The 20,795-nt window shown below is 69.1% G+C and carries 17 protein-coding genes; 12 read left to right on the forward strand and 5 right to left on the reverse strand.

All coding sequences use genetic code 11. The features are described 5' to 3' along the window. The first annotated feature begins 103 nt into the window (after positions 1-103). The 7 genes from ABGI63_RS07275 (at position 104) to ABGI63_RS07305 (ending at position 6,016) form a co-directional block, all read left to right on the forward strand. Positions 104-1,225, forward strand: coding sequence for a saccharopine dehydrogenase family protein (locus ABGI63_RS07275; protein WP_349741826.1), 1,122 nt, complete (start codon positions 104-106; stop codon positions 1,223-1,225). Then, on the forward strand, positions 1,222-1,605 hold the full coding sequence (locus ABGI63_RS07280) for a DoxX-like family protein (protein ID WP_349741827.1): 384 nt from the start codon (positions 1,222-1,224) through the stop codon (positions 1,603-1,605). Before ABGI63_RS07275 ends, ABGI63_RS07280 begins: the two co-directional genes overlap by 4 nt. Then, positions 1,602-2,078 carry a DUF2269 family protein gene (locus ABGI63_RS07285; RefSeq protein WP_349741828.1) on the forward strand — a complete coding sequence of 159 codons (477 nt, stop codon included), beginning with the start codon at positions 1,602-1,604 and terminating at the stop codon, positions 2,076-2,078. Before ABGI63_RS07280 ends, ABGI63_RS07285 begins: the two co-directional genes overlap by 4 nt. 57 nt (positions 2,079-2,135) lie before the next feature. After that, entirely contained in the window at positions 2,136-2,747 is a 612-nt protein-coding gene (locus ABGI63_RS07290; protein ID WP_349741829.1) for an ANTAR domain-containing response regulator, read from the forward strand. Positions 2,748-3,092: 345 nt separating this feature from the next. Then, entirely contained in the window at positions 3,093-4,274 is a 1,182-nt protein-coding gene (locus ABGI63_RS07295) for a CmpA/NrtA family ABC transporter substrate-binding protein (RefSeq protein ID WP_349742385.1), read from the forward strand. Positions 4,275-4,284: 10 nt separating this feature from the next. Continuing rightward, the gene (ntrB, locus tag ABGI63_RS07300; protein ID WP_349741830.1) at positions 4,285-5,193 is read left to right on the forward strand and encodes a nitrate ABC transporter permease; all 909 of its coding nucleotides are present in this window, start codon (positions 4,285-4,287) and stop codon (positions 5,191-5,193) included. Positions 5,194-5,206: 13 nt separating this feature from the next. Continuing rightward, a complete protein-coding gene (locus ABGI63_RS07305; protein WP_349741831.1) occupies positions 5,207-6,016 on the forward strand; it encodes an ABC transporter ATP-binding protein in 810 nt (269 codons plus the stop codon). Positions 6,017-6,022: 6 nt separating this feature from the next. On the opposite strand, the gene ABGI63_RS07310 is transcribed toward ABGI63_RS07305, so the two are convergent. Beyond that, positions 6,023-7,264 carry a type IV pili methyl-accepting chemotaxis transducer N-terminal domain-containing protein gene (locus ABGI63_RS07310; RefSeq protein ID WP_349741832.1) on the reverse strand — a complete coding sequence of 414 codons (1,242 nt, stop codon included), beginning with the start codon at positions 7,262-7,264 and terminating at the stop codon, positions 6,023-6,025. Positions 7,265-7,522: 258 nt separating this feature from the next. Here ABGI63_RS07310 and ABGI63_RS07315 point away from each other — a divergent pair, with 258 nt between their 5' ends. Continuing rightward, complete coding sequence (locus ABGI63_RS07315) at positions 7,523-8,788, forward strand: MFS transporter (protein WP_349741833.1); 1,266 nt, start codon at positions 7,523-7,525, stop codon at positions 8,786-8,788. A gap of 16 nt (positions 8,789-8,804) precedes the next feature. Here the strand turns inward: ABGI63_RS07315 and ABGI63_RS07320 are convergent, their stop codons facing one another. Further along, positions 8,805-10,499 (reverse strand): bifunctional protein-serine/threonine kinase/phosphatase, encoded by a 1,695-nt coding sequence (locus ABGI63_RS07320; RefSeq protein ID WP_349741834.1) that lies wholly within the window; start codon positions 10,497-10,499, stop codon positions 8,805-8,807. Positions 10,500-10,543: 44 nt separating this feature from the next. On the opposite strand from ABGI63_RS07320, the gene nirB reads away from it, so the two are divergent. Genes nirB through cobA form a run of 4 tightly spaced genes read left to right on the forward strand, consistent with a single transcriptional unit; the run spans position 10,544 to position 16,921 of the window. Further along, positions 10,544-12,979: a nitrite reductase large subunit NirB gene (nirB, locus tag ABGI63_RS07325; RefSeq protein WP_349741835.1), complete on the forward strand. Its 2,436-nt coding sequence runs from the start codon at positions 10,544-10,546 to the stop codon at positions 12,977-12,979. Between the two features lie 3 nt (positions 12,980-12,982). Then, positions 12,983-13,363 (forward strand): nitrite reductase small subunit NirD, encoded by a 381-nt coding sequence (nirD, locus tag ABGI63_RS07330; protein ID WP_349741836.1) that lies wholly within the window; start codon positions 12,983-12,985, stop codon positions 13,361-13,363. Between the two features lie 4 nt (positions 13,364-13,367). After that, complete coding sequence (locus ABGI63_RS07335; RefSeq protein WP_349741837.1) at positions 13,368-16,145, forward strand: nitrate reductase; 2,778 nt, start codon at positions 13,368-13,370, stop codon at positions 16,143-16,145. Continuing rightward, complete coding sequence (gene cobA, locus ABGI63_RS07340) at positions 16,142-16,921, forward strand: uroporphyrinogen-III C-methyltransferase (RefSeq protein ID WP_349741838.1); 780 nt, start codon at positions 16,142-16,144, stop codon at positions 16,919-16,921. The genes ABGI63_RS07335 and cobA overlap by 4 nt, the downstream gene beginning before the upstream one ends. A 28-nt stretch (positions 16,922-16,949) precedes the next feature. Here the strand turns inward: cobA and ABGI63_RS07345 are convergent, their stop codons facing one another. The 3 genes from ABGI63_RS07345 to ABGI63_RS07355 all read right to left on the reverse strand — a co-directional run bounded on the left by ABGI63_RS07345 (position 16,950) and on the right by ABGI63_RS07355 (position 20,748). Further along, positions 16,950-17,207: a hypothetical protein gene (locus tag ABGI63_RS07345; protein WP_349741839.1), complete on the reverse strand. Its 258-nt coding sequence runs from the start codon at positions 17,205-17,207 to the stop codon at positions 16,950-16,952. Positions 17,208-17,355: 148 nt separating this feature from the next. Continuing rightward, the gene (locus tag ABGI63_RS07350; protein ID WP_349741840.1) at positions 17,356-19,179 is read right to left on the reverse strand and encodes a methyl-accepting chemotaxis protein; all 1,824 of its coding nucleotides are present in this window, start codon (positions 19,177-19,179) and stop codon (positions 17,356-17,358) included. 30 nt (positions 19,180-19,209) lie between these two features. Next, positions 19,210-20,748, reverse strand: coding sequence for a methyl-accepting chemotaxis protein (locus ABGI63_RS07355; RefSeq protein ID WP_349741841.1), 1,539 nt, complete (start codon positions 20,746-20,748; stop codon positions 19,210-19,212). Between the last annotated feature and the right edge of the window lie 47 nt (positions 20,749-20,795).

Genomic DNA, 20,795 nt, shown 5'->3' on the forward strand with positions numbered 1-20,795 from the left:
TGACGTTTACGTAAACGTTAAGTTGCCATTCGCTTGCCACGGAGCCGCCGGATCGGACTGCTGATAATGGGCGCCATCAGAAAGACAGGGTAGGAGAGGGCGCTTGAGAGTCCTGGTGCTGGGGGGATATGGCAATTTCGGCGCGCGGATCGCGCGGGCGCTGGCCGGCGATGCCGCCATCGAGTTGCTGATTGGCGGGCGCGACGGCTTCCGTGCCACAGCCTTTGCGGCCGAGCTGGGCGGCGGCGCCGAGGGCTTGGCCCTCGATATGGACGGGCCCGACCTGGTTCCGCGCCTGCAACAGGCCCGCGTCGAATTGCTGATCCACACGGCCGGCCCTTTCCAGTCTCAGCAGCACTATCGCGTGGCCCGTGCCGCCGCCGAGGCCGGCGCGCACTACATCGACCTGGCCGATGGCCGGCGCTTTGTCTGCGACTTCTCCGCCCAGATGGATGCGCTGTTCAAGTCCGCAGGCCGGGTCGGCATCAGCGGCGCCAGCACCGTGCCGGCCCTGTCCTCTGCGGTGGTCGATGCGCTAAGCGCCGGTTGGCAGGCGCTGCACACCATCGACATCTGCATCGCGCCGGCCCAAACCGCCCCGCGCGGCCTGGCGACGATGGCGGCCGTGCTCAGCTATTGCGGCGCGCCGATCAGGGTCTGGCAGGACGGGGCCTGGACCGAGCAGCCCGGCTGGGCCGCGCCGCAGCGGGTGGACTTCCGGCGCCTGCGGCCCCGGTTGGCGGCGCTGTGCGACATCCCGGATCTGGAACTGCTGCCGGCCCGCTACGCCGGTGTGCGGACCGTGATGTTCGGTGCCGCGCTGGAGTTGGGCTTCACGCAGCGCGGCATGGCCCTGCTGGCCCGGCTGCGGCGTGCCGACTTGTTGCCCCGGCCCGAGCGTCTGGCAGCGCTGATGCTGAAGACCGCCGGCTGGCTCGACCCGCTGGGCTCGGCCCTGGGCGGCATGGTGGTGGCGCTGAGCGGTCGCGACGCCGAGGGCCGCCCCGTGGCGCGCAGCTGGCATATTGCCGCCGACGATGACCACGGTCCCGAGATCCCCTGCATGGCGGCCATCCTGCTGGCGCGACGCCTGGCGCGCGGTGACAAGTCCGTCGCCGCCGGCGCCCAGCCCTGCATGGGGCTGCTGAGCCTGGACGAGTTCGCGCCCGAGTTCGAGCGCTGGGGCATGGTTTGCGATCTGGTCGACGATGGGGCGCGGCCATGAGCGGCTCCGCCAGCGCCCCGGCCGACGAGCGTCTGCTGCGCCTGAGCCTGGTCGCCGTCTGGCTGGGCACGGCGGTGGTCAGTCTGCTGGAGCTGCGCGGCCAGAGCCTGGACTTGCTGACCCAAGCCGGCATGCACGACTTGACCCTGATGCAGGGCCTGATCGTCGGCGGCGCGGCACTGGATGCGTTGCTGGGCCTGGCGCTGTGGCTGCGGCCGGGCCGCCGGGTCTATGCGGCGGCCTTGGCGGCGATGCTGGCGATGACAGCGCTGGCCACTCTCTTGCTTCCGAGCCTGTGGCTGCATCCGCTGGGGCCCTTGCTGAAGAATCTGCCGATCGCGGCGGCGCTGTGGCTCTTGTGCAGGAAGGCCCCGCGGTGAACGAATACCTGCTGCTGAAATGGCTGCACGTGCTGTCCAGCGTGGTGCTGGTTGGCACCGGCTTTGGCTCGGCCTTCTATATGTTCTTTGCCAATCGCAGCGGCTCGGTCGAGGCCCAGGCCGTGGTGACACGGCTGGTGGTGCGGGCCGACTGGTGGTTCACGACGCCGGCCGCGATCTTTCAGCCGCTCAGCGGCCTGTGGCTGGCCCATCTGGCCGGCTGGCCCTGGTCCACACCCTGGCTGGCGCTGGCCCTGGGCCTGTATCTGCTGGCCGGAGCCTGCTGGCTGCCGGTGGTCTGGCTGCAGCTGCGCATGACCGAGATGGCCACTGCTGCCGCACGCGATGCGACGCCGCTGCCGCCACTGTACTGGCGCTATGCGCGCTGCTGGGAGGCGCTGGGCTATCCGGCCTTTGTCGCGATGCTGGGGGTGTTCTATCTGATGGTGGCCAAGCCGGCGCTGTGGCATTGACGCGGGAGAGGGCTCCGGCACAGATATTGCAGCGCAGCAATATCCACCCCATCCGCCATGAGCCCCCCGCCCGACACCCCCACCCCAGGCCTGCGCGTGCTGTTGATCGATGACGGCGCGCATCGGGTCGACCTGATCCAGCAGGAGCTGGCGCGGCAGGGTTGTGACGTCGTCGGCGTGATCGATTCGGCGACCTTGATCCATGACTGCGTGCTGCGGCTGCGGCCCGATGTGGTGATCGTCGACAGCGAGTCGCCGACGCGCGACACGATGGAGAACCTGGCCACCTTGAATGCGCAGATGCCGCGGCCGGTGGTGGTGTTCTCGGAGGACGGCAGCGATGACCCGATGCGCCGGGCGCTGCGCGCGGGGGTCAGCGCCTATGTGGTGGCGGGCTTGCGTCCCGACCGCCTGGCGCCGGTGCTGCAGGTGGCGATCGCCCGCTTCGAGCAGGACCTGGCGCTGCGCCAGCAGCTGGACAAGGCCCATGCCCAGCTCAGCGCGCGCAAGCTGATCGAGCGGGCCAAGGGCATTCTGATGAGCGAGATGGGCCTGGACGAGGATGCCGCCTACAAGCGCCTGCGCCGCCTGGCGATGGATCGCGGCGTGCCGCTGGCCGAAGTCGCGGAGCGTGTCATCGATGCCCAGAACCTTCTACGCCCCATATGAGGCTTGCCATGAGACCCGGTCGCACCAGGCTGGCGCATCGCGCCGGCAATCGGTGCGCTTTCCGCGCACCCCCTGCCGGCGAGCCCGGGCAAGGCCGCTGGCACGGCTCCTGCTAGATAGACCCTGGGACCTGCAACGGCGTAGGCCCCGCTCTCAACAAGGTTCTAGGACAAAGGCGTCCGATCTCCGCAGCCCATGGCATGGGTGGCGGTCGATCGTGGCGCCTTTTTTCATGTCTGGTCTGTCTCGGAGGTCTTCTCAATGCGTTTCAGTGATTTGGCAAAGGGTGGTGGGCTCATGAGTGAAGAGCGACGCAAGCTGCTGGTGGGCGGTGCCAGCGCCACGATGACGGCGGCCGTCGGCGGCCTGAGCCCGACAGTCTGGGCCGCCGGCTCCGACAAGCCTGAGAAGGAGGAGGTGCGCATCGGCTTCATCCCGCTGACCGACTGCGCCTCGGTGGTGATGGCTTCGGTGCTGGGCTTCGACAAGAAATACGGCATCAAGATCATCCCGACCAAGGAGGCCTCCTGGGCCGGCGTGCGCGACAAGCTGGTCAACGGCGAGCTCGACATGGCCCATGTGCTTTACGGCCTGGTCTACGGCGTGCACCTGGGCGTCAGCGGCCCGAAGAAGGACATGGCCGTGCTGATGACGCTCAACAACAACGGCCAGGCGATCACTCTGTCGAAGAAGCTGGCCGACAAGGGCGCGGTCGATGGCGCCAGCCTGGCCTCGCTGATGGGCAAGGAAAAGCGCGAGTACACCTTCGCGCAGACCTTCCCGACCGGCACGCATGCGATGTGGCTGTATTACTGGCTGGCCAGCGTCGGCGTCAACCCGATGAAGGATGCGAAAGTCATCACCGTGCCGCCGCCGCAGATGGTGGCGAATATGCGCGTCGGCAATATGGACGGCTTCTGCGTCGGCGAGCCCTGGAACCATCGCGCCATCGTCGACAACATCGGCATCACCGCGGTGACGACCCAGGACGTCTGGAAGGACCATCCCGAGAAGGTGCTGGGCACCACCGGTGACTTCGTCAAGAAGTACCCGAACACCGCGCGTGCCGTCATCATGGCCGTGCTGGAGGCCAGCCGTTGGATCGATGCCGGCCTGCAGAACAAGCTGAAGATGGCCGAGACGATAGCCGAGAAGAGCTACGTCAATACCGGCGTCGACGCGATCAACCAGCGCATCCTGGGTCGCTACCAGAACGGGCTGGGCAAGACCTGGGACGACCCCAACCACATGAAGTTCTTCAACGACGGCGCGGTGACCTTCCCGTGGTTGTCGGACGGCATGTGGTTCCTGACCCAGCACAAGCGCTGGGGCCTGATCAAGGAGCACCCGGACTATCTGGGCGTGGCCAAGCAGATCAACCAGGTGGAGCTCTACAAGCAGGCCGCCAGCCAGCTGAAGATCAGCGTGCCCAAGGAGTTGATGCGCAGCTCCAAGCTGATCGACGGTGTGGTGTGGGACGGCAAGGACCCCGCCAAGTATGCCGATGGATTCCGCGTCAAAGCCTAAGGAGCGCCCCATGGTCAGTGCCGTTTTTCATTCGCCGAGCGAGACCAGCAGCAGCGGCCCGATCTCGGTGTCGCTGCCGACGCCCGACGCACCGCCGGTGCCGGCTGCGACGGTTGTTGCGCCCGCTCCCAGGCCGCGCCGCCGCCTCGACATGAACAGTGTGTGGATGCGCGTGCTGCCGCCGGTGCTGGGCCTGGCGCTGTTGATAGGCATCTGGGGGCTGCTGACGCAAAAAGGCGGCAGCTTCCCGACGCCCGGCGCCACCTTCGCTGCCGCCGTCAAGCTGTTCGCCGACCCCTTCTACAGCAATGGGCCGAACGACCAGGGCATAGGCTGGAACATCCTGTTCTCGCTGCAGCGCGTGGCGGTGGGCTTCGGCCTGGCTGCGGCGGTCGGCATCCCGCTGGGTTTCATCATCGGCCGCTTCGAGTTCGCCAACCGCATGTGCTCGCCGCTGATCAGCCTGCTCAAGCCGGTCTCGCCGCTGGCCTGGCTGCCGATCGGCCTCCTGGTCTTCAAGAGCGCCAACCCGGCCGCGATCTGGACCATCTTCATCTGCTCGATCTGGCCGATGGTGGTCAACACCGCGGTGGGCGTTCAGCGGGTGCCCGAGGACTATCTGAACGTCGCGCGGGTGCTCAAGCTCAGCGAGTGGAAGATCATCAGCAAGATCCTGTTCCCCGCCGTGCTGCCCTACATGCTCACCGGCGTGCGCCTCTCGGTCGGCACGGCCTGGCTGGTGATCGTCGCGGCCGAGATGCTGACCGGCGGCGTCGGCATCGGCTTCTGGGTCTGGGACGAATGGAACAACCTCAATGTCCAGCACATCATCATCGCGATCTTCGTGATAGGCATCGTCGGCCTGGCCCTCGAATGGCTGCTGATGGCGGTGGCCAAGCACTTCTCCTACAACGACTGATGGAGCCGACATCATGAGCGCAAGCAAAGCCTTTATCGAAGTGCAGTCGGCCGAGATGGTGTTCAACACCCGCAAGGGCCAGTTCCACGCGCTGCGCGACATCCATCTGCAGGTTCAGAAGGGCGAGTTCATCACGCTGATCGGCCACTCCGGCTGCGGCAAGAGCACCTTGCTGAACCTGATCGCCGGTCTGCTGCGACCCTCGTCCGGTGTGCTGCTGTGCGACAACCGCGAGATCACCGAACCCGGCCCGGAGCGCGCGGTGGTGTTCCAGAACCACTCGCTCTTGCCCTGGCTGACCTGCTTCGAGAACGTCTACCTGGGCGTCGAGTCGGTGTTCGGCGGCCGCGAGCTGAAGCGTCAGCTGGCCGAGCGCACCGATGCGGCGCTGGAGCTGGTGGGCATGAGCCATGCGATGTTCAAGCGCCCGCACGAGATCTCGGGCGGCATGAAGCAGCGCGTCGGCATCGCCCGGGCTCTGGCGATGGAGCCCAAGGTGCTGTTGATGGACGAGCCCTTCGGCGCGCTCGACGCGCTGACCCGCGCCCACCTGCAGGACGAGCTCCTGAAGATCGTCGCACGCACGCACAGCACCGTGGTGATGGTGACCCACGACGTCGACGAGGCCGTGCTGCTCTCCGATCGCATCGTGATGATGACCAACGGACCGGCCGCCACCATCGGCGAGATCTATGCCGTCGACATCCCGCGCCCGCGCAACCGGGTCGAGCTGGTCGAGGACCCGGTTTACGTCCATGCGCGCAAGGCGGTGATCGATTTCCTCTACACGCGGCATGCACATCTGGAGAAGGTGGCGGCCTGAGGTCGCTCAGCCGAGAATCACCTGTAGGCTTTGCTGATACTGGCCGGTCAGCATGTCCAACTGGCTCAGCAAATGCTCGCTGCTGCGGGCCAGTCCGGCCGCCGCCTCCGAGCCGCGGCTGTCGCGCAGGCTGCGCACCAGGCGCAGCCATTCCTCGCGCACGCCGGCCAGCGAGTCGCGGATCTCGCGGCTGGACAGCGGGGCGGCCTCCAGCTCCAGCAGCCCGGCCTCGAAGGCCGCCAGGCCCTCGCCCAGGCCGGCCGGGTCGCGCGCCGGCAGCAGATCGGCCAGCAGCGCCTCCTTGGCCAGGCGCTGGCTCAGCATGCGCTGGCGCCCGCAGAGATTGACCAGGCGCAGCGGTGGCCGCGCGCCGGCCGCCGTGATGGCTTCGGTCAAGGCTTCGGACAGCGCCAGCAGGCGCTCGGCCGCGCCATCGGCCTGGGCCAGCACCGCCGCCGTCGGTTTGCCGCTCAGCAGCGGCCGCAGGGCCTGCCAGGCGTCGTTCAGCGCCCCGGTGTCCAGCTCGGCCGGCAGCAGGGCCGGCAGGCGGGCCAGATTGGCCTCGATGCGGGCGCCGCTCTCGTCCTGCAAGGTCTTGGCGCGCTTGGCCTCGATGCCGGCGGCGCGCTGCGCCATCAGCTTGACCAGGCGCTGGCTCAGCATGCGCTGCTGGCCCGCCAGATTGACGGCCTCGGCCAGCTGGGCCGACTGCAGCACCGAGCGCGCCACCTCGCCCAGACGCAGATGCGCATGCATCGCGGTCTCGCGCAGCAGCTTGAAGGCGCTGTCCTCGTCGATCTCGCGGGCGGCCATCAGCAGGCCCTTGGCGCGCTCGGTCCATTTGCGCTCGTCGAGCTGGCGCTGCAGGCCCTCGAGGCGCTGCGCCAGCCAGCAGGCCCAGCGCAGCTGGCGCAGCAGCTCCTCGGGCGGTGGCGCCTGCGCCAGCCAGAGCTGCAGGCCCAGCGCCAGCCCGCGCTGCTGCTGCGCCAGCGTCGCGCCGGCGGCGATGCAGACGCCGGGCAGGGCCGGGCGCAGCGCCGCCAGCGCGTCCAGCCAGGCGTCGAGCTCGGCCGCGCCGCCCGCCGGGTCGGGCCACAGCAACAGGGCCTGCGCGTCCAGTTGCTGTGCATCCCGCACCAAGCTGTGGCGCTCGGCGCGGGCCACGACGGTGCGGTCCCAGGCCGGGGGCGGCAGTTCGGGCGCGCTCAGCAGCAGCACGCGGGTGGGCAGATCGGCGCAGGCGGACATCGTTTTTTCAGAGGAGAGCAGGGCGGGCGACACCGGTCGGCGCAGCATAAGGCAGGACGGTGCGGGCGATGGCTGGCACGGCGCTTGCATGAGGGAGGGCGTGGCGCAATGGCGCGCCGCGCCCCGCAGGCTCCCGGGTTTGCAATCTTCACGCCACGCCAGCGCGCGGCGTCCACATCCCCCCATGTCAGGCCTCGACGAGCCCGGTGCTCGTCGCGGCCTTTTTGCGTTTGCACTCTTGCTTAGCGATTAGCCGCCATGTCCAGCTTCAAGATTTTCCTGCGCTCCGGTCACTGGCCCACCTTGCTGGCCTCGTTCCTGTACTTCGATTTCTGCTTTGCGATCTGGGTGCTGAACGGCGCGATGGCGCCCTTCATCAGCGAGAGCTTCGGGTTGGACGCGGCGCAGAAGGGCTTCATGATCTCGGTGCCCATCCTGGCCGGCGCGCTGATGCGCTTTCCGCTGGGGGTGCTGTCGCAGTACATCGGGCGCAAGAACGCGGCGATGGTGGAGATGGGGCTGATCATTGCGGCGCTGGCCGGAGGCTTCTTCTTCGTCGACAGCTACCACAGCGTGCTGGCCATGGGCGTGCTGTTGGGCATCGCCGGCGCCAGCTTCGGCGTGGCGCTGTCGCTGGGTAGCGGCTGGTATCCGCCGCGCTACAAGGGCCTGGCGATGGGCATCGCCGGCGCCGGCAACTCGGGCACGGTGCTGGCCGTGCTGTTCGCGCCGCCGCTGGCCCAGGCCTATGGCTGGCAAACCGTCTACGGCCTGGCCGCCTTCACGATGCTGGTGCCGATGCTGGTGATGTGGTTTGCCGCCAAGGAACCGCCGGACCGCGAGCACCAGAGCCTGCGCGAGCACACCGCCTGCCTGTGGGAAAAGGACGGCTGGGCCTTCAGCCTGATCTACATCATCACCTTCGGCGGCTTCATCGGCCTGGCCAGCTTCTTGCCGACCTATTTCTACGACCAGTTCAAGGTCAGCAAGATCGAGGCGGGCCAGCTGACCATGCTGGCCACCTTGATGGGCTCGGCGGTGCGCGTGGCCGGCGGCTACATCTCCGACCGCATCGGCGGCGTCAACACGCTGACCGTGGTGCTGCTGCTGGTGGCCGGCTGCCTGGTGCTGTGCGGTCTTGCCGGCCAGTCGCTGGCGCTGACGACCCTGCTCTTCATGCTGTGTTTCGCGGCGCTGGGCGCCGGCAACGGCGCGCTGTTCCAGCTGGTGCCGCTGCGCTGGCCGCTGACCACGGCGGTGGCCGGCTCGATGATCGGCGAGATCGGCGCCTTGGGCGGCGGCTTCCTGCCCAATGCGATGGGGCTGGCTATGCAGCACAGCGGAAGCTATCTGTGGGGCTTTGTCAGCTTTGCGCTGCTGGCGCTGGCGATGTTGGCCATGTTGCGCATCGTGCAGATCCGCTGGACCCGGACTTGGGCCGAGCGCGGCGGGCGCGCTCGGCCCGGTGGGCCGGAGATGGGGCTCCCCCGCGCCCCCTCCAAGAGGGGGCTCCAGCATGAGTGACAAAGCGGCCTGCGGCCTAGCGCGGCAGGAACAAGAGCCAGTAGCTCAGCAGCAGATTGAACAGCAGCGAGACGGCCAGTGCGATCTGCCACAGCGCCAGCGGGTTGCGGCGCGCCAGCGGCGTGCTGCCGGGTGCGGGCAGCGGGCGCGCGGCGCCGCGCTCCAGCGCCAGCAGCAGCTCCTCGGCGGTCTCGAAGCGCAGATGGGCCTCGCGGTTGATCGCCTTCAGCAAGACATGGTCGAGCCAGATCGGCACCTGGGGCACATTGCGCGAGGGCGCCAGCGGGTCGCGCCGGTAGCGCGCGCGCTGGTAGGGCTCGATCTCGCCATAGGGCAGGTGGCCGGTCAGCCATTGATACAGGCTCACGCCCAGCGCGAACAGATCGCTGCCGGCATCGGCCTGGGCCGGCGGCTCGGCCCACTGCTCGGGGTTGATATAGCTGGGCGTGCCGGCATGCAGCTCGCGCAAGGCCTCGGGTTCGCGGCCGGACAGGGCCACGCCGAGATCGAGGATGCGCCACTGGCCGTCGTGGCCGAGATGGATATTGGCGGGCTTGATGTCGCGATGCACGACGCCGGCCCGGTGCAACCGGCCCAGCGCCTGGGTCAGGGCGGTGGCGGCCGCCAGGAAGTCGGGCAGGCTGGGGCGTTCGCCGAGCAGCTGCTCCAGCGTGCGGCCGCCATGCCAGTCGAACAGCAGGTAGAAGGCGCTGGCATCGGGCGCCTCATGGGCGCGCACCAGGCCGCCGGCCGCCGCCAGGCGCTGGCCCAGCCAGCCCTCGTGCGCCAGCATCGCGCGCTCCTGCGGGTCCTTGGCTCGCGCTTCGTGCAGGGTCTTGATCGCGACCAGGCTGCCGTCTTCGCGGCGCGCCTGGTAGAGCCGGTGCACGCCGTTGTCGGCCACCAGCGCGGTGATGGTCAGCCCGTCGAGCTGCTCGCCGAGCTTGAGCCGGGGCGGCACCGGCAGGCGCTGCGCGGCGCCCAGCACATCGTCGTACTGGCCCGGCGCCAGGCCCCGCAGCTGCAGGATCAGCGCGGTGGCGTTGTCCTGGCCGCCGGCCGCCAGCGCGGCCTGCACCAGCGCATCGGCGGCGGCCTGGGCCTCGCCCTCGGCGGCCAGCGCGGCCAGGCGCTTCGGACGCAGCACGCCGTGCACGCCATCGCTGCACAAGAGCAGACGGTCGCCGGCACGCAGCTCGCCCTGGGCGTAGTCGACCCGCACCGCATCGTCCAGCCCGATGGCGCGGCTCAGGCGCGCGAACAGGGCGTCGGTGCGCTGGTCCAGCACATGGTCCTGGGTCAGCGGCAGGCAGTGGCCATCGCGCAGCAGGTAGATGCGGCTGTCGCCGACATGGGCGACCGTGTAGCTGTGGCCGCGCAGCACGGCGGCGCTGAGCGTGGTCAGCGCCGAGTGCCGGGCATCGCGCCGGTTGTGCTGGGCCAGCCAGGTGTTCTGTGCGGCGATCAGCCGGTCCAGCGCCGCCGTGGTGTCCCAGTTGGCGGGCGTGGCGTGGTAGTCGCGCACCAGGCTCATCACGGTGGTCTGGGCGGCCATGCGGCCACCGCCGCCGGCCGAGACCCCGTCGGCCAGCGCCGCGATCCAGCCCATCGCCTCGTCGCCGGGACCGGGGCGCTGCACGGCCGCGAAATCCTCATTGCCCTCGCGCGGACCGCGCGCGCTGGCCAAACCGATGGCGATGTCAAAACTCATGGCGGCGATTCTGCCGCCGCTTTCCCTTGCAAGGAGCTCATGGCATGAAGAAGATGAAGCTGGTGATGGTGGGCAACGGCATGGCCGGCGTGCGCACCCTGGAAGAGCTCCTGAAGATCGCCCCCGATCTCTATGACATCACGGTGTTCGGTGCCGAGCCGCACCCCAACTACAACCGCATCCTCTTGAGCCCGGTGCTGGCCGGCGAACAGACGATAGCCGAGATCATCCTGAATCCGCTGTCTTGGTATGCCGAGCAGGGCATCACCCTGCACCTGGGCAAGACCGTCACGCAGATCGATCGCATCCGCCGCAAGGTGATCGCCGAGGACGGCACCGAAGCCGAGTACGACCGCCTGCTGATCGCCACCGGCTCCAGCCCCTTCATCCTGCCGGTGCCCGGCAAGGAGCTGGACGGCGTGATCGCCTACCGCGATATCGCCGACACCAACGAGATGATTGACGCGGCGACCAAGTACCAGCATGCGGTCGTGATCGGCGGCGGCCTCTTGGGCCTGGAGGCGGCCAACGGCCTGATGCTGCGCGGCATGCAGGTCACCGTCGTGCACATCGGCGACTGGCTGATGGAGCGCCAGCTCGACGATCAGGCCGGCGAACTGCTGCGCAAGTCGCTGCAGGCGCGCGGCCTGAGGTTCATGCTGGGTGCGCAGACGAAAGCGCTGATCGGTGGCAAGGACGGCCGGGTGATGGCCGTGCAGTTCAAGGACGGCCAGGAGATCCCGGCCGACCTGGTCGTGATGGCCGCCGGCATCCGGCCCAATACCGCGCTGGCCGAATCCGCCGGCATCCACTGCAGCCGTGGCATCGTCGTCAGCGACACGATGCAGACGGTGACCGACCCGCGCATCTACTCGGTTGGCGAATGCGCGGCGCATCGCGGCATCGCCTACGGCCTGGTCGCGCCGCTGTTCGAGCAGGGCAAGGTCTGCGCCACGCATCTGGCCCAGTTCGGCATCGGCCGCTATCTGGGCAGCCAGACATCGACCAAGCTCAAGGTCACCGGCATCGACCTGTTCTCGGCCGGCGACTTCATGGGGGGCGAGGGCTTCGAGGAGGTCGTGATGAGCGACCCCTTCGCCGGCGTCTACAAGAAGCTGGTGATCAAGGACGACAAGCTGGTCGGCGCCTGCCTCTACGGCGACACGGTCGACGGCAGCTGGTATTTCAAGCTGCTGCGCGAGGGCCGCAAGATCCACGACATCCGCGACAAGCTGATGTTCGGCGAGAGCAATATCGGCGATGTGGGCCACCAGGGCCACAACAAGGCGGCCGCGATGGCCGACAGCGACGAGGTCTGCGGCTGCAACGGCATCACCAAGGGAACGATCTGCAAGGCCATCAAGGACAAGGGCCTGTTCACACTGGAGGAGGTGCGCAAGCACACGAAAGCCAGCGCCTCCTGCGGCTCCTGCACCGGCCTGGTCGAGCAGCTGCTGATGTTCACCGCCGGCGGCGACTACTCGGCCACGCCGAAGAAGAAGGCCATCTGCGGCTGCACCGAGCTGAGCCACCAGGACGTGCGCGACGCGATCTTCGCGCAGCAGCTGACCAGTCTCGACGCCGTCTACAAGGCGCTGGCCTGGAAGACCCCGAACGGCTGTTCGAGCTGCCGCCCGGCGCTGAACTACTACCTGATCTCGTCCTGGCCCAAGCAAGCGCAGGACGATCCGCAAAGCCGCTTCATCAACGAGCGCGCCCACGCCAATATCCAGAAGGATGGCACCTACTCGGTGATCCCGCGCATGTGGGGCGGCGAGACGACGAGCTCGGAGCTGCGCCGCATCGCCGACGCGGTGGACAAGTACCAGATCCCCACCGTCAAGGTCACCGGCGGCCAGCGCATCGACCTGCTGGGCGTGAAGAAGGAAGACCTGGTCAATGTCTGGAAGGACATCGGCATGCCCTCGGGCCACGCCTATGCGAAGGCGCTGCGCACCGTGAAGACCTGCGTGGGCTCCGAGTGGTGCCGCATGGGCACGCAGGACTCGACGCAGATGGGCAAGGATCTGGAGCGCGCGATGTGGCGCATGTATGCGCCGCACAAGGTCAAGTTCGCCGTGTCGGGCTGCCCGCGCAACTGTGCGGAGGCGGGCATCAAGGACGTCGGCATCATCGGCGTGGACAGCGGCTGGGAGATGTATGTGGCCGGCAATGGCGGCATCAAGACCGAGGTGGCGCACTTCTTCACCAAGCTCAAGACCGCCGCCGAGGTGCTGGAGTACACCGGCGCCTTCATGCAGCTCTACCGCAAGGAGGGCTGGTATCTGGAGCGCACCGTGCACTACGTCAGCCGCGTGGGCCTGGACTATGTGAAGGCCAAGATCCTCGACGACCACGAGCTGCGCCGCACGCTGTGGGCCGAGCTGCAGCACGCGCTCGACGGCGAGCCCGACCCCTGGTTCGATTTCGACAAGGCCAAGGTCGATCTGCGTCAGTTCGACGCGCTGCAAGGAGCTTGAGCAATGAACGACATCTGGAAAGAAATCTGTGCCGTGACCGACATCCCGGTGTTGGGCTCGCGCCGCGTGCAGCGCGCCCAGGGGCCGCAAGTGGCGCTGTTCCGCACCGCCGACGATCAGGTCTATGCCCTCCTGGACCGCTGCCCGCACAAGGCCGGGCCGCTGAGCCAGGGCATCGTGTTCGGCAAGGCCGTGGCCTGCCCGCTGCACAACTGGACCATTGCGCTGGACACCGGTTGCGCGCGCGAGCCCGACGAGGGCAGCACGCCCCGCTTCAGCGTCCGCATCGAAGGGGGCCAGGTCTTGCTGAACCGGACCGAGCTGGACACGCTGGCCATCGAGCTGGCGCCGGTCAAGGCCGGCCCCTGCACACGGGCCTGCTGAGATCATGAGGCAAGAGACCCGCAGCACCTGCCCCTACTGCGGCGTCGGCTGCGGCGTGCTCATAGCGAGCGAGGGCACGCAGATCACCGGCGTGCGCGGCGATCCCGATCACCCGGCCAACTTCGGCCGCCTGTGCAGCAAGGGCTCGACCCTGCACCTGACCGCCACGCCCATGGTGCTGCAGACCCGGCGCCTCTTGCAGCCGGCCCTGCGCGCCGTGCGAGGGGCTGCGGCCGAGGCCGTCGGCTGGGCTCAGGCCAACACGCATATCGCCGAGCGGCTCGCCGCGATCCGCGCCGAACATGGCCCCGATGCGATCGGCTTCTACATCTCCGGCCAGTTGCTGACCGAGGACTATCACGCCTTCAACAAGTTGGCCCGCGCGCTGATCGGCACCAACAATATCGACAGCAACTCGCGCCTGTGCATGAGTTCGGCCGTGGTCGGCTACAAGCAAAGTCTGGGCGCCGACGCGCCGCCGGCCTGCTACGAAGACCTGGAGCAGAGCGACTGCCTCTTCATCGCCGGCGCCAACCCGGCCTGGGCCCACCCCATCCTGTTTCGCCGCATCGAGGACGCGCGGCTGAAGCGGCCGCAGATGAAGATCATCGTCGTCGACCCGCGTCGCACCGAGAGCGCCGAGTTCGCCGACCTGCATCTGCAGATCCAGCCGGGCAGCGATGTCGCGCTGTTCCAGGGCCTGCTGCACGTCTGCATCTGGGAGGGCTGGATAGACCAGGGCTTCATCGCCGCCCATACCGAAGGCTTTGCCGAACTCAAGGCCCTGGTGCGGGCGATGACGCCCGCCGCCGCCGCCAGAATCTGCGGCATCCAGGAGGCCGATCTGCTGCAGGCCGCGCAGTGGTTCGCCCAGTCGCCGGCCAGCCTGTCGCTCTATTGCATGGGCCTGAACCAGAGCAGCAGCGGCACGGCCAAGAACACCGCGCTGATCAATCTGCATCTGGCCACCGGCCAGATCGGCCGGCCCGGCGCCGGCCCCTTCTCGCTGACCGGCCAGCCCAATGCGATGGGCGGACGCGAGACCGGCGGCATGGCCACCTTGCTGCCCGGCCACCGCGACCCCGCCAACGCGGCCCACCGGGCCGAGATCGCCAGGCTCTGGCAGGTCGACACGCTGCCCGAGACGCCCGGCAAGACCGCCATCGAGCTGTTCGAGGCCGCCGCGCGCGGCGAGATCAAGGCCTTGTGGATCGCCTGCACCAATCCGGCCCAGTCATTGCCGGAGCAGGCCCTGGTGCGCCGGGCGCTGGAGCGCTGCGAGCTGGTGATACTGCAGGAGGCTTTTGCCGATACCGCCACCGCCGCCTATGCCGATGTGCTGTTGCCGGCCGCCACCTGGGGCGAGAAGGAGGGCACGGTGACGAACAGCGAGCGCCGCATCAGCCGGGTGCGCGCCGCCGTGCCACCGCCCGGCAGCGCGCGCGCCGACTGGGAGATCGTCCGCGACGTTGCGCAGCTGCTGGAAAAACGCCTGGGCGCACCGCGCCGCTTTGGCTACGAGCGGCCCGAGCAGCTGTGGCTGGAGCACCGCGAGGCCACGCGCGGCCGCGACCTCGACATCACCGGCCTCAGCTACGGCCTGCTGGATAGCGCCGGCCCGCAGCAATGGCCCTTCCCCGAGGGCGCTGGCGCCGGCCGGGCTCGGCTCTACCAGGACCTCCGATTCGCGACACCCGACGGCCGTGCCCGCTTCATCAGCCAGCCCTTCAAGCCGGCGCGCGATCGGGCCGATGCGAAACACCCTTTCGTGCTGAGCACCGGCCGCCTGCGCGACCAGTGGCACGGCATGAGCCGCAGCGGCGTCGTGCCCCGGCTGTTCGGGCACGAGGGCGCACCGCTGGTGCGCATGAACCCGCAGGACATGCCGCGACGCGGCCTCAAGGACGGCGATCTGGTGCGCGTGCGCTCGGCCCGTGGCGCGCTGACCCTGCCGCTGCTGGGTGATGCCGCGATCGCGCCGGCCCAGGCCTATGTGGCGATGCACTGGGGGCAGGAGTTCGTCTCCGGTCGCGACAGCGAAGGCAGCGAGGGCAGTAGCGAGGGCCAGGTCTTGCTGGGCGTCAATGCCATCACCCAGCCGGCCTTCTGCCCCGACTCGCGCCAGCCCGAGCTGAAGTTCGCAGCCGTCGACATCCAGCGCCTGGAGCTGCCCTGGCGGCTCTCGGGCGCGGTCTGGGACGAACAGGCCGGCGCGGCGCTGCGCGCGCTGCTGGGCGAGCTGGACTACGGGCACTGCGTGCCGGTCGCCGGCCCCGAGGGGCGCCAGGGCTGGAGTTTCGAGGGCGCCAGCGCCGCACCGCTGGTGCCGGCGCTGATCGAGCACTTTGCCGCCGCGCTGGGCCTGCGGGGGGCGTCGGTGCTGCGCTATGCCGACACGCGACGCGGCCGTGCCCGGCTGCTCAAGCTCGATGACGGCGGCCAGACCCTGCATGGGCTGCTGCGCGTCGGCGAGGCGGGCGAGGGCGCCTGGCTGCAGGCGCTGTGGCGCGAGGCCGGTGCCGTGGCGCCGCATGGCCGCCGTCTGCTGGCCCCCGAGGCCGGCCCGGCGCAAGACCTGGCCCCACGCAGCCCGCAGGTCTGCAACTGTTTCGATGTCTCCGAAGCCCGCATCCGGGGCCAGCTGGCGCAATGCGCCGGTGCCGATCCGGCCGAGCGTCTGCGCGCCCTGCAGGGCGCGCTGCGCTGCGGCACCCAATGCGGTTCCTGCCTGCCGGCCTTGCGCCGGCTGGTCGATGCCACTCCCTGCGAGCTGACAGCATGAACACCACCCCGAGCTTTCCCATCGCCCTTGTCGGTGCCGGCCCCGGCGACCCCGAGCTGCTGACCGTCAAGGCGCTCAAGCGCCTGCAGGCGGCCGATGTCGTGCTGGTCGACGATCTGGTCGATGCCCGCGTGCTGGCGCTGCTGGCGCCCCACACCCGGGTGCTGAAGGTCGGCAAGCGGGGGGGCTGCGTGTCGACCGAGCAGCGCTTCATCCACGAACTGATGATCCGCGAGGCGCGCAGCGGCGCGCGCGTGGTTCGACTGAAGGGCGGCGATCCCTTCGTCTTCGGCCGTGGCGGCGAAGAGGTCGACGCTTTGCGCGCTGCTGGCCTGGAGGTCGAGATCGTCAACGGCCTGACCGCCGGCCTGGCCGGGCCGGCCAGCATCGGCATCCCGGTGACCGACCGGCGCTGCACGCCGGGCGTGGCTCTGGTGACCGGCCATAACGGCGACGGCGGCCGCGCGCCCGACTGGGCGGCGCTGGCCAGGAGCGGCCTGACCCTGGTGATCTATATGGGCGTGGCCCGCTGCGCCGACATCGTGGCCCAGCTGCGCGCCGCCGGCATGCGTGGCGACATGCCGGCGGCGGTGATCTCCGCGGCGCATACCGAGCGGCAGCGCGAGGCGCTGACCACGCTGGACGGTCTTGCCGCGACGCTCGGGCAAGACCCGAGTCTCGGCAGCCCGGCGGTGCTGGTCATCGGTGAGGTGGCAGCGCAGGCAAAGGCCCGCACGGTGGATCCGCAGGGCCTGGCTGCGCAGGTCTGCGCCTAGCGGCCGCAGCGCTGCCCCAGCGACAGCGCTACTTCATGTCCGTGGGCATCCGACGAATCTGGCTCAGCTCGTCTGCCGCCTGCCGTCCCGCGTCTTGGCGCGCCTTGTCCTGCGCTGCGGACACGCACTTGGTGCGGGTGAAGCGTGTTCCGGTGGGGGCGTCCTCGAAGCACACTGGCTTGGCCTCGGCGACGACCGCCGCAGTCTCCGTCTGTGCCGGCGGTGGCGAAGTGCCCGCGCAGGCGGACAAGAGCAGCAAGGCTGCGGACGAGTAGATCAACTTCATTTTGTAGCTCCCTGTCTATGTCGACGTGCGAGCATAGCCGTCGTGCCGCAAGGGGTGGGCGTTAGTCGCGAGCTTTGCGCTCGGGATTTGCCCTGATGTCAGTGCTTTGCCTATCCGCAAAGGCGGCGGGAGATGGTTTGTCCCAGCCTTATCCCAGCCTGAACCGGCTCATCAAGCCCGCCAGCTTCACCGCCTGATCTTGCAGCGAGGCGGCGGCGGCCGCGCTTTCTTCGACCAGGGCTGCGTTTTGCTGCGTCATCTGGTCGAGCTCGCCGACCGCGCCGCTGATGCGGGTGATGCCGCCGCTTTGCTCGCTGGCGGCGCTGCTGATCTCGCTGATGATGTCGCTGACCCGGCCGACGCTGGAGACGATCTCGTCCATCGTGCTGCCGGCGTCCTGCACCAGGCGGGCGCCGGTCTCGACCTTGTCGACGCTGGCCCCGATCAGGCCCTTGATCTCGCGCGCGGCCTGGGCGCTGCGCTGCGCCAGGCTGCGCACCTCGGCGGCCACCACCGCGAAACCGCGGCCCTGCTCGCCGGCCCGGGCCGCTTCGACGGCCGCATTCAAAGCGAGGAGATAGGTAAGGAAGGCGATGCCGTCGATCACGCCGATGAGGTCGGAAATCTTCTTCGAGCTGCTGGTGATCTCGTCCATCGTGCTGCCGGCGTCCTGCACCAGGCGGGCGCCGGTCTCGACCTTGTCGACGCTGGCCCCGATCAGGCCCTTGATCTCGCGCGCGGCCGGGGCGCTGCGCTGCGCCTGGCTGCGCACCTCGGCGGCCACCACCGCGAAACCGCGGCCCTGCTCGCCGGCCCGGGCCGCTTCGACGGCGGCATTCAAAGCGAGGATATTGGTCTGGAAGGCGATGCCGTCGATCACGCCGATGATGTCGGAAATCTTCTTCGAGCTGCTGTTGATCTCGTCCATCGTGGCCACCACCTGGCCGACCACGGCGCCGCCGCGCTGCGCGACCTCGGCGGCGGTGCCGGCCAGCTGCTTGGCGGTGGCGGCGGCGCTGGCGCTGTGGCTGATGGTGCCGCTGAGCTCGCTCATCGCGCTGGCGCTTTGCTGCAGATTCGAGGCGGTGTGCTCGGTGCGGGTCGACAGGTCGAGATTGCCGCTGGCCACCTCGCTGCTGGCCACCTGGATGCTCTCCGAGGCCTGGCGCACCTGGCCGACGATATCGGCCAGCGACTGCTGCATCTGGCCCAGCGCGGCCATCATCGCGCTGGCTTCATCGCGGCCCTGGGCGGCCGGTGCGCGCCCGAGGTCGCCGGCGGCGATGCGGCTGGCCACCTGCTGCGCCTCGGTCAGCGGCGCGACGATGGACAGCGCGATGCGCCAGGCCAGCAGCAGGGCCACCGCGACAAAGACCGCAAAGGCCAGCAGAAAGCCGACAAAGATGCTTTGCACCATGCCGTCGACCTTGCTGAACACCGCCTCGGCGGTCTTGTTCAAGCTGGCTTCGATATCGGCCAGCATCGCGGCGGCCGGCTGATAGCCGGCATCGGCGGCCTTCATCGCGGCCTGGGCTTCCTGGGCGTCGGCATAGCCGCTGGCCAGCAGCTGGGCGGCCACCGGCGCGACCGCCTGGCGGTAGATCGCGATATGGCCGCGAAAGCGCTGCAGATTGTCCTGGGACTGCTGCGTGGCGGCGAGCTTGCCGAAGTCCTCCATCGCCTGATCCAGCCCCTGCTGGGCCTTGTCCCAGGCGGCCTTGGCGGCCTTGGTCTCGGCGTCCTGGAAGATCGACGCCACCATGGTCGCGGTGGCCGCCTGGCTTTCCAGCAGCTTGCTGCGCGCCGCCACGGTGGCATTGTTGACCGGGATCAGCTGCTGGGTGATGCCGGCCAGCCCTTGCTGGGCCACATGCATGCCGAAACCGCCGATGGCTACCAGCAGGGCGGTCATCAGCACCAGCAGGCCGAAACCCAGCAGCAGCCGGGGACGGATCTTGAAATTGCGCAACATCGATGGGGACCTTTGAAAGCAGGGGGGTGTTCAGAGCTTGAAACTGCTGACCAGCTCGGCCAGCTTCAGCGCCTGCTCGCTCAGCGACTCGGCCGCTGCCGCGCTTTCTTCCACCAGCGCGGCGTTCTGCTGCGTCATCTGATCGAGCTGAGCGACCGAAGCATTGACCGTGCCAAGGCCCTGGCTCTGCTCGACGGTGCTGGCGCTGATCTCGGCAATGATGTCGGTGACGCGACCGACGCTGGCGACGATCTCGTCCATCGTGCTGCCGGCGTCCTGCACCAGGCGGGCGCCGGTCTCGACCTTGCCGACGCTGGTGCCGATCAGGCCCTTGATCTCGCGCGCGGCCTCGGCGCTGCGCTGCGCGAGCGAACGCACCTCGCTGGCCACCACCGCGAAACCGCGGCCCTGCTCGCCGGCCCGGGCCGCTTCAACGGCCGCGTTCAAGGCCAGGATATTGGTCTGAAACGCGATGCCGTCGATCACGCCGATGATGTCGGCGATCTTTTTCGAGCTGCTGTTGATCTCGTCCATCGTGGACACCACCTGGCCGACCACGGTGCCGCCGCGCTGCGCCACCTGGGCGGCGCTGTGGGCCAGCTGGTTGGCGGTGCTGGCGGCGTCGGCGCTCTGGCGCACGGTGCCGGTCAGCTGGCTCATCGAGCTGGCGGCCTGCTGCAGATTCGACGCGGTCTGCTCGGTGCGCTGGCTCAGGTCGGTGTTGCCGGTGGCGATCTCGCGGCTGGCGGTCTGGATGCTGTCGGCGCTGTGGCGCACCTCGCCGACGACGCGGTTCAGCGCCTCGCGCATCGCACCCAGCGCACGTTGCAGATCGCCGATCTCGTCGGCCCGTGGCTGTGCGGCGATGCGCTGGCTCAGGTCTCCCTGGCCGATGCGTTCGGCCTGGCCCACCAGCTCGCGCAGCGGCGTCGAGATCGAGCGCACCAGATAGAAGGTCGCGACCGCCAGGCCCAGCACGATCAGGCCCATCACCAGCGCGACGATCCAGACCGTGCGCATGCGCTCGGCACCGGCCTGCTCGCGCAGCGCATCGGAGCGCTGCTGCTGCAGCTTGACGAAGTCGGCCTGGGCGTCCAGATAGCTGGCGATGGCCGGCAGCATCCTGCCCTGCAGCGCCGCCACCGAGGCCTCGGCCTGGCCCTCGGTCTTGAGCTTGCCGGCCTCGTTGCGGCTCGCGATATAGGCCTTGCGGGTGTCGGCAATGCGGGCCATCGCGGCTTTCTCCTCATCCGAGGTGGCCAGGGCGTCCAGCTCCTTCTGCATCTCGGAGATCGTGGCCGTGGTGGCATCGATCTGGGGCTTGAAGGTGGTGGCCACGGCGCCGTCGCTGCTCAGCAGCCCCGCCGCAGCGCGGGCGGCATTGGCCTCGGTCAGGCCGCGCCAGCGCAGCGACAGCTCGAACTTGCGTTGCTGGGCCTGCTGGGTCTGCTGGGCCTGGGCCTGCAGCTTGGCGGTGCGGGTGGCCGAGGCCACCGTCATCAGCACCACCGTGGCAGCCAGCGCGATGACGGGCAGCCACAGCTTGGTGGCGATCGAGAGGGACTTCATGCGGCACGGTCTCCTTGTTGTTGTCCGGGGCCACGGCAAGGCCGTGC

It is taken from the genome of Roseateles cavernae, from assembly GCF_040187885.1.
Classification (GTDB): domain Bacteria; phylum Pseudomonadota; class Gammaproteobacteria; order Burkholderiales; family Burkholderiaceae_C; genus Roseateles_E; species Roseateles_E cavernae.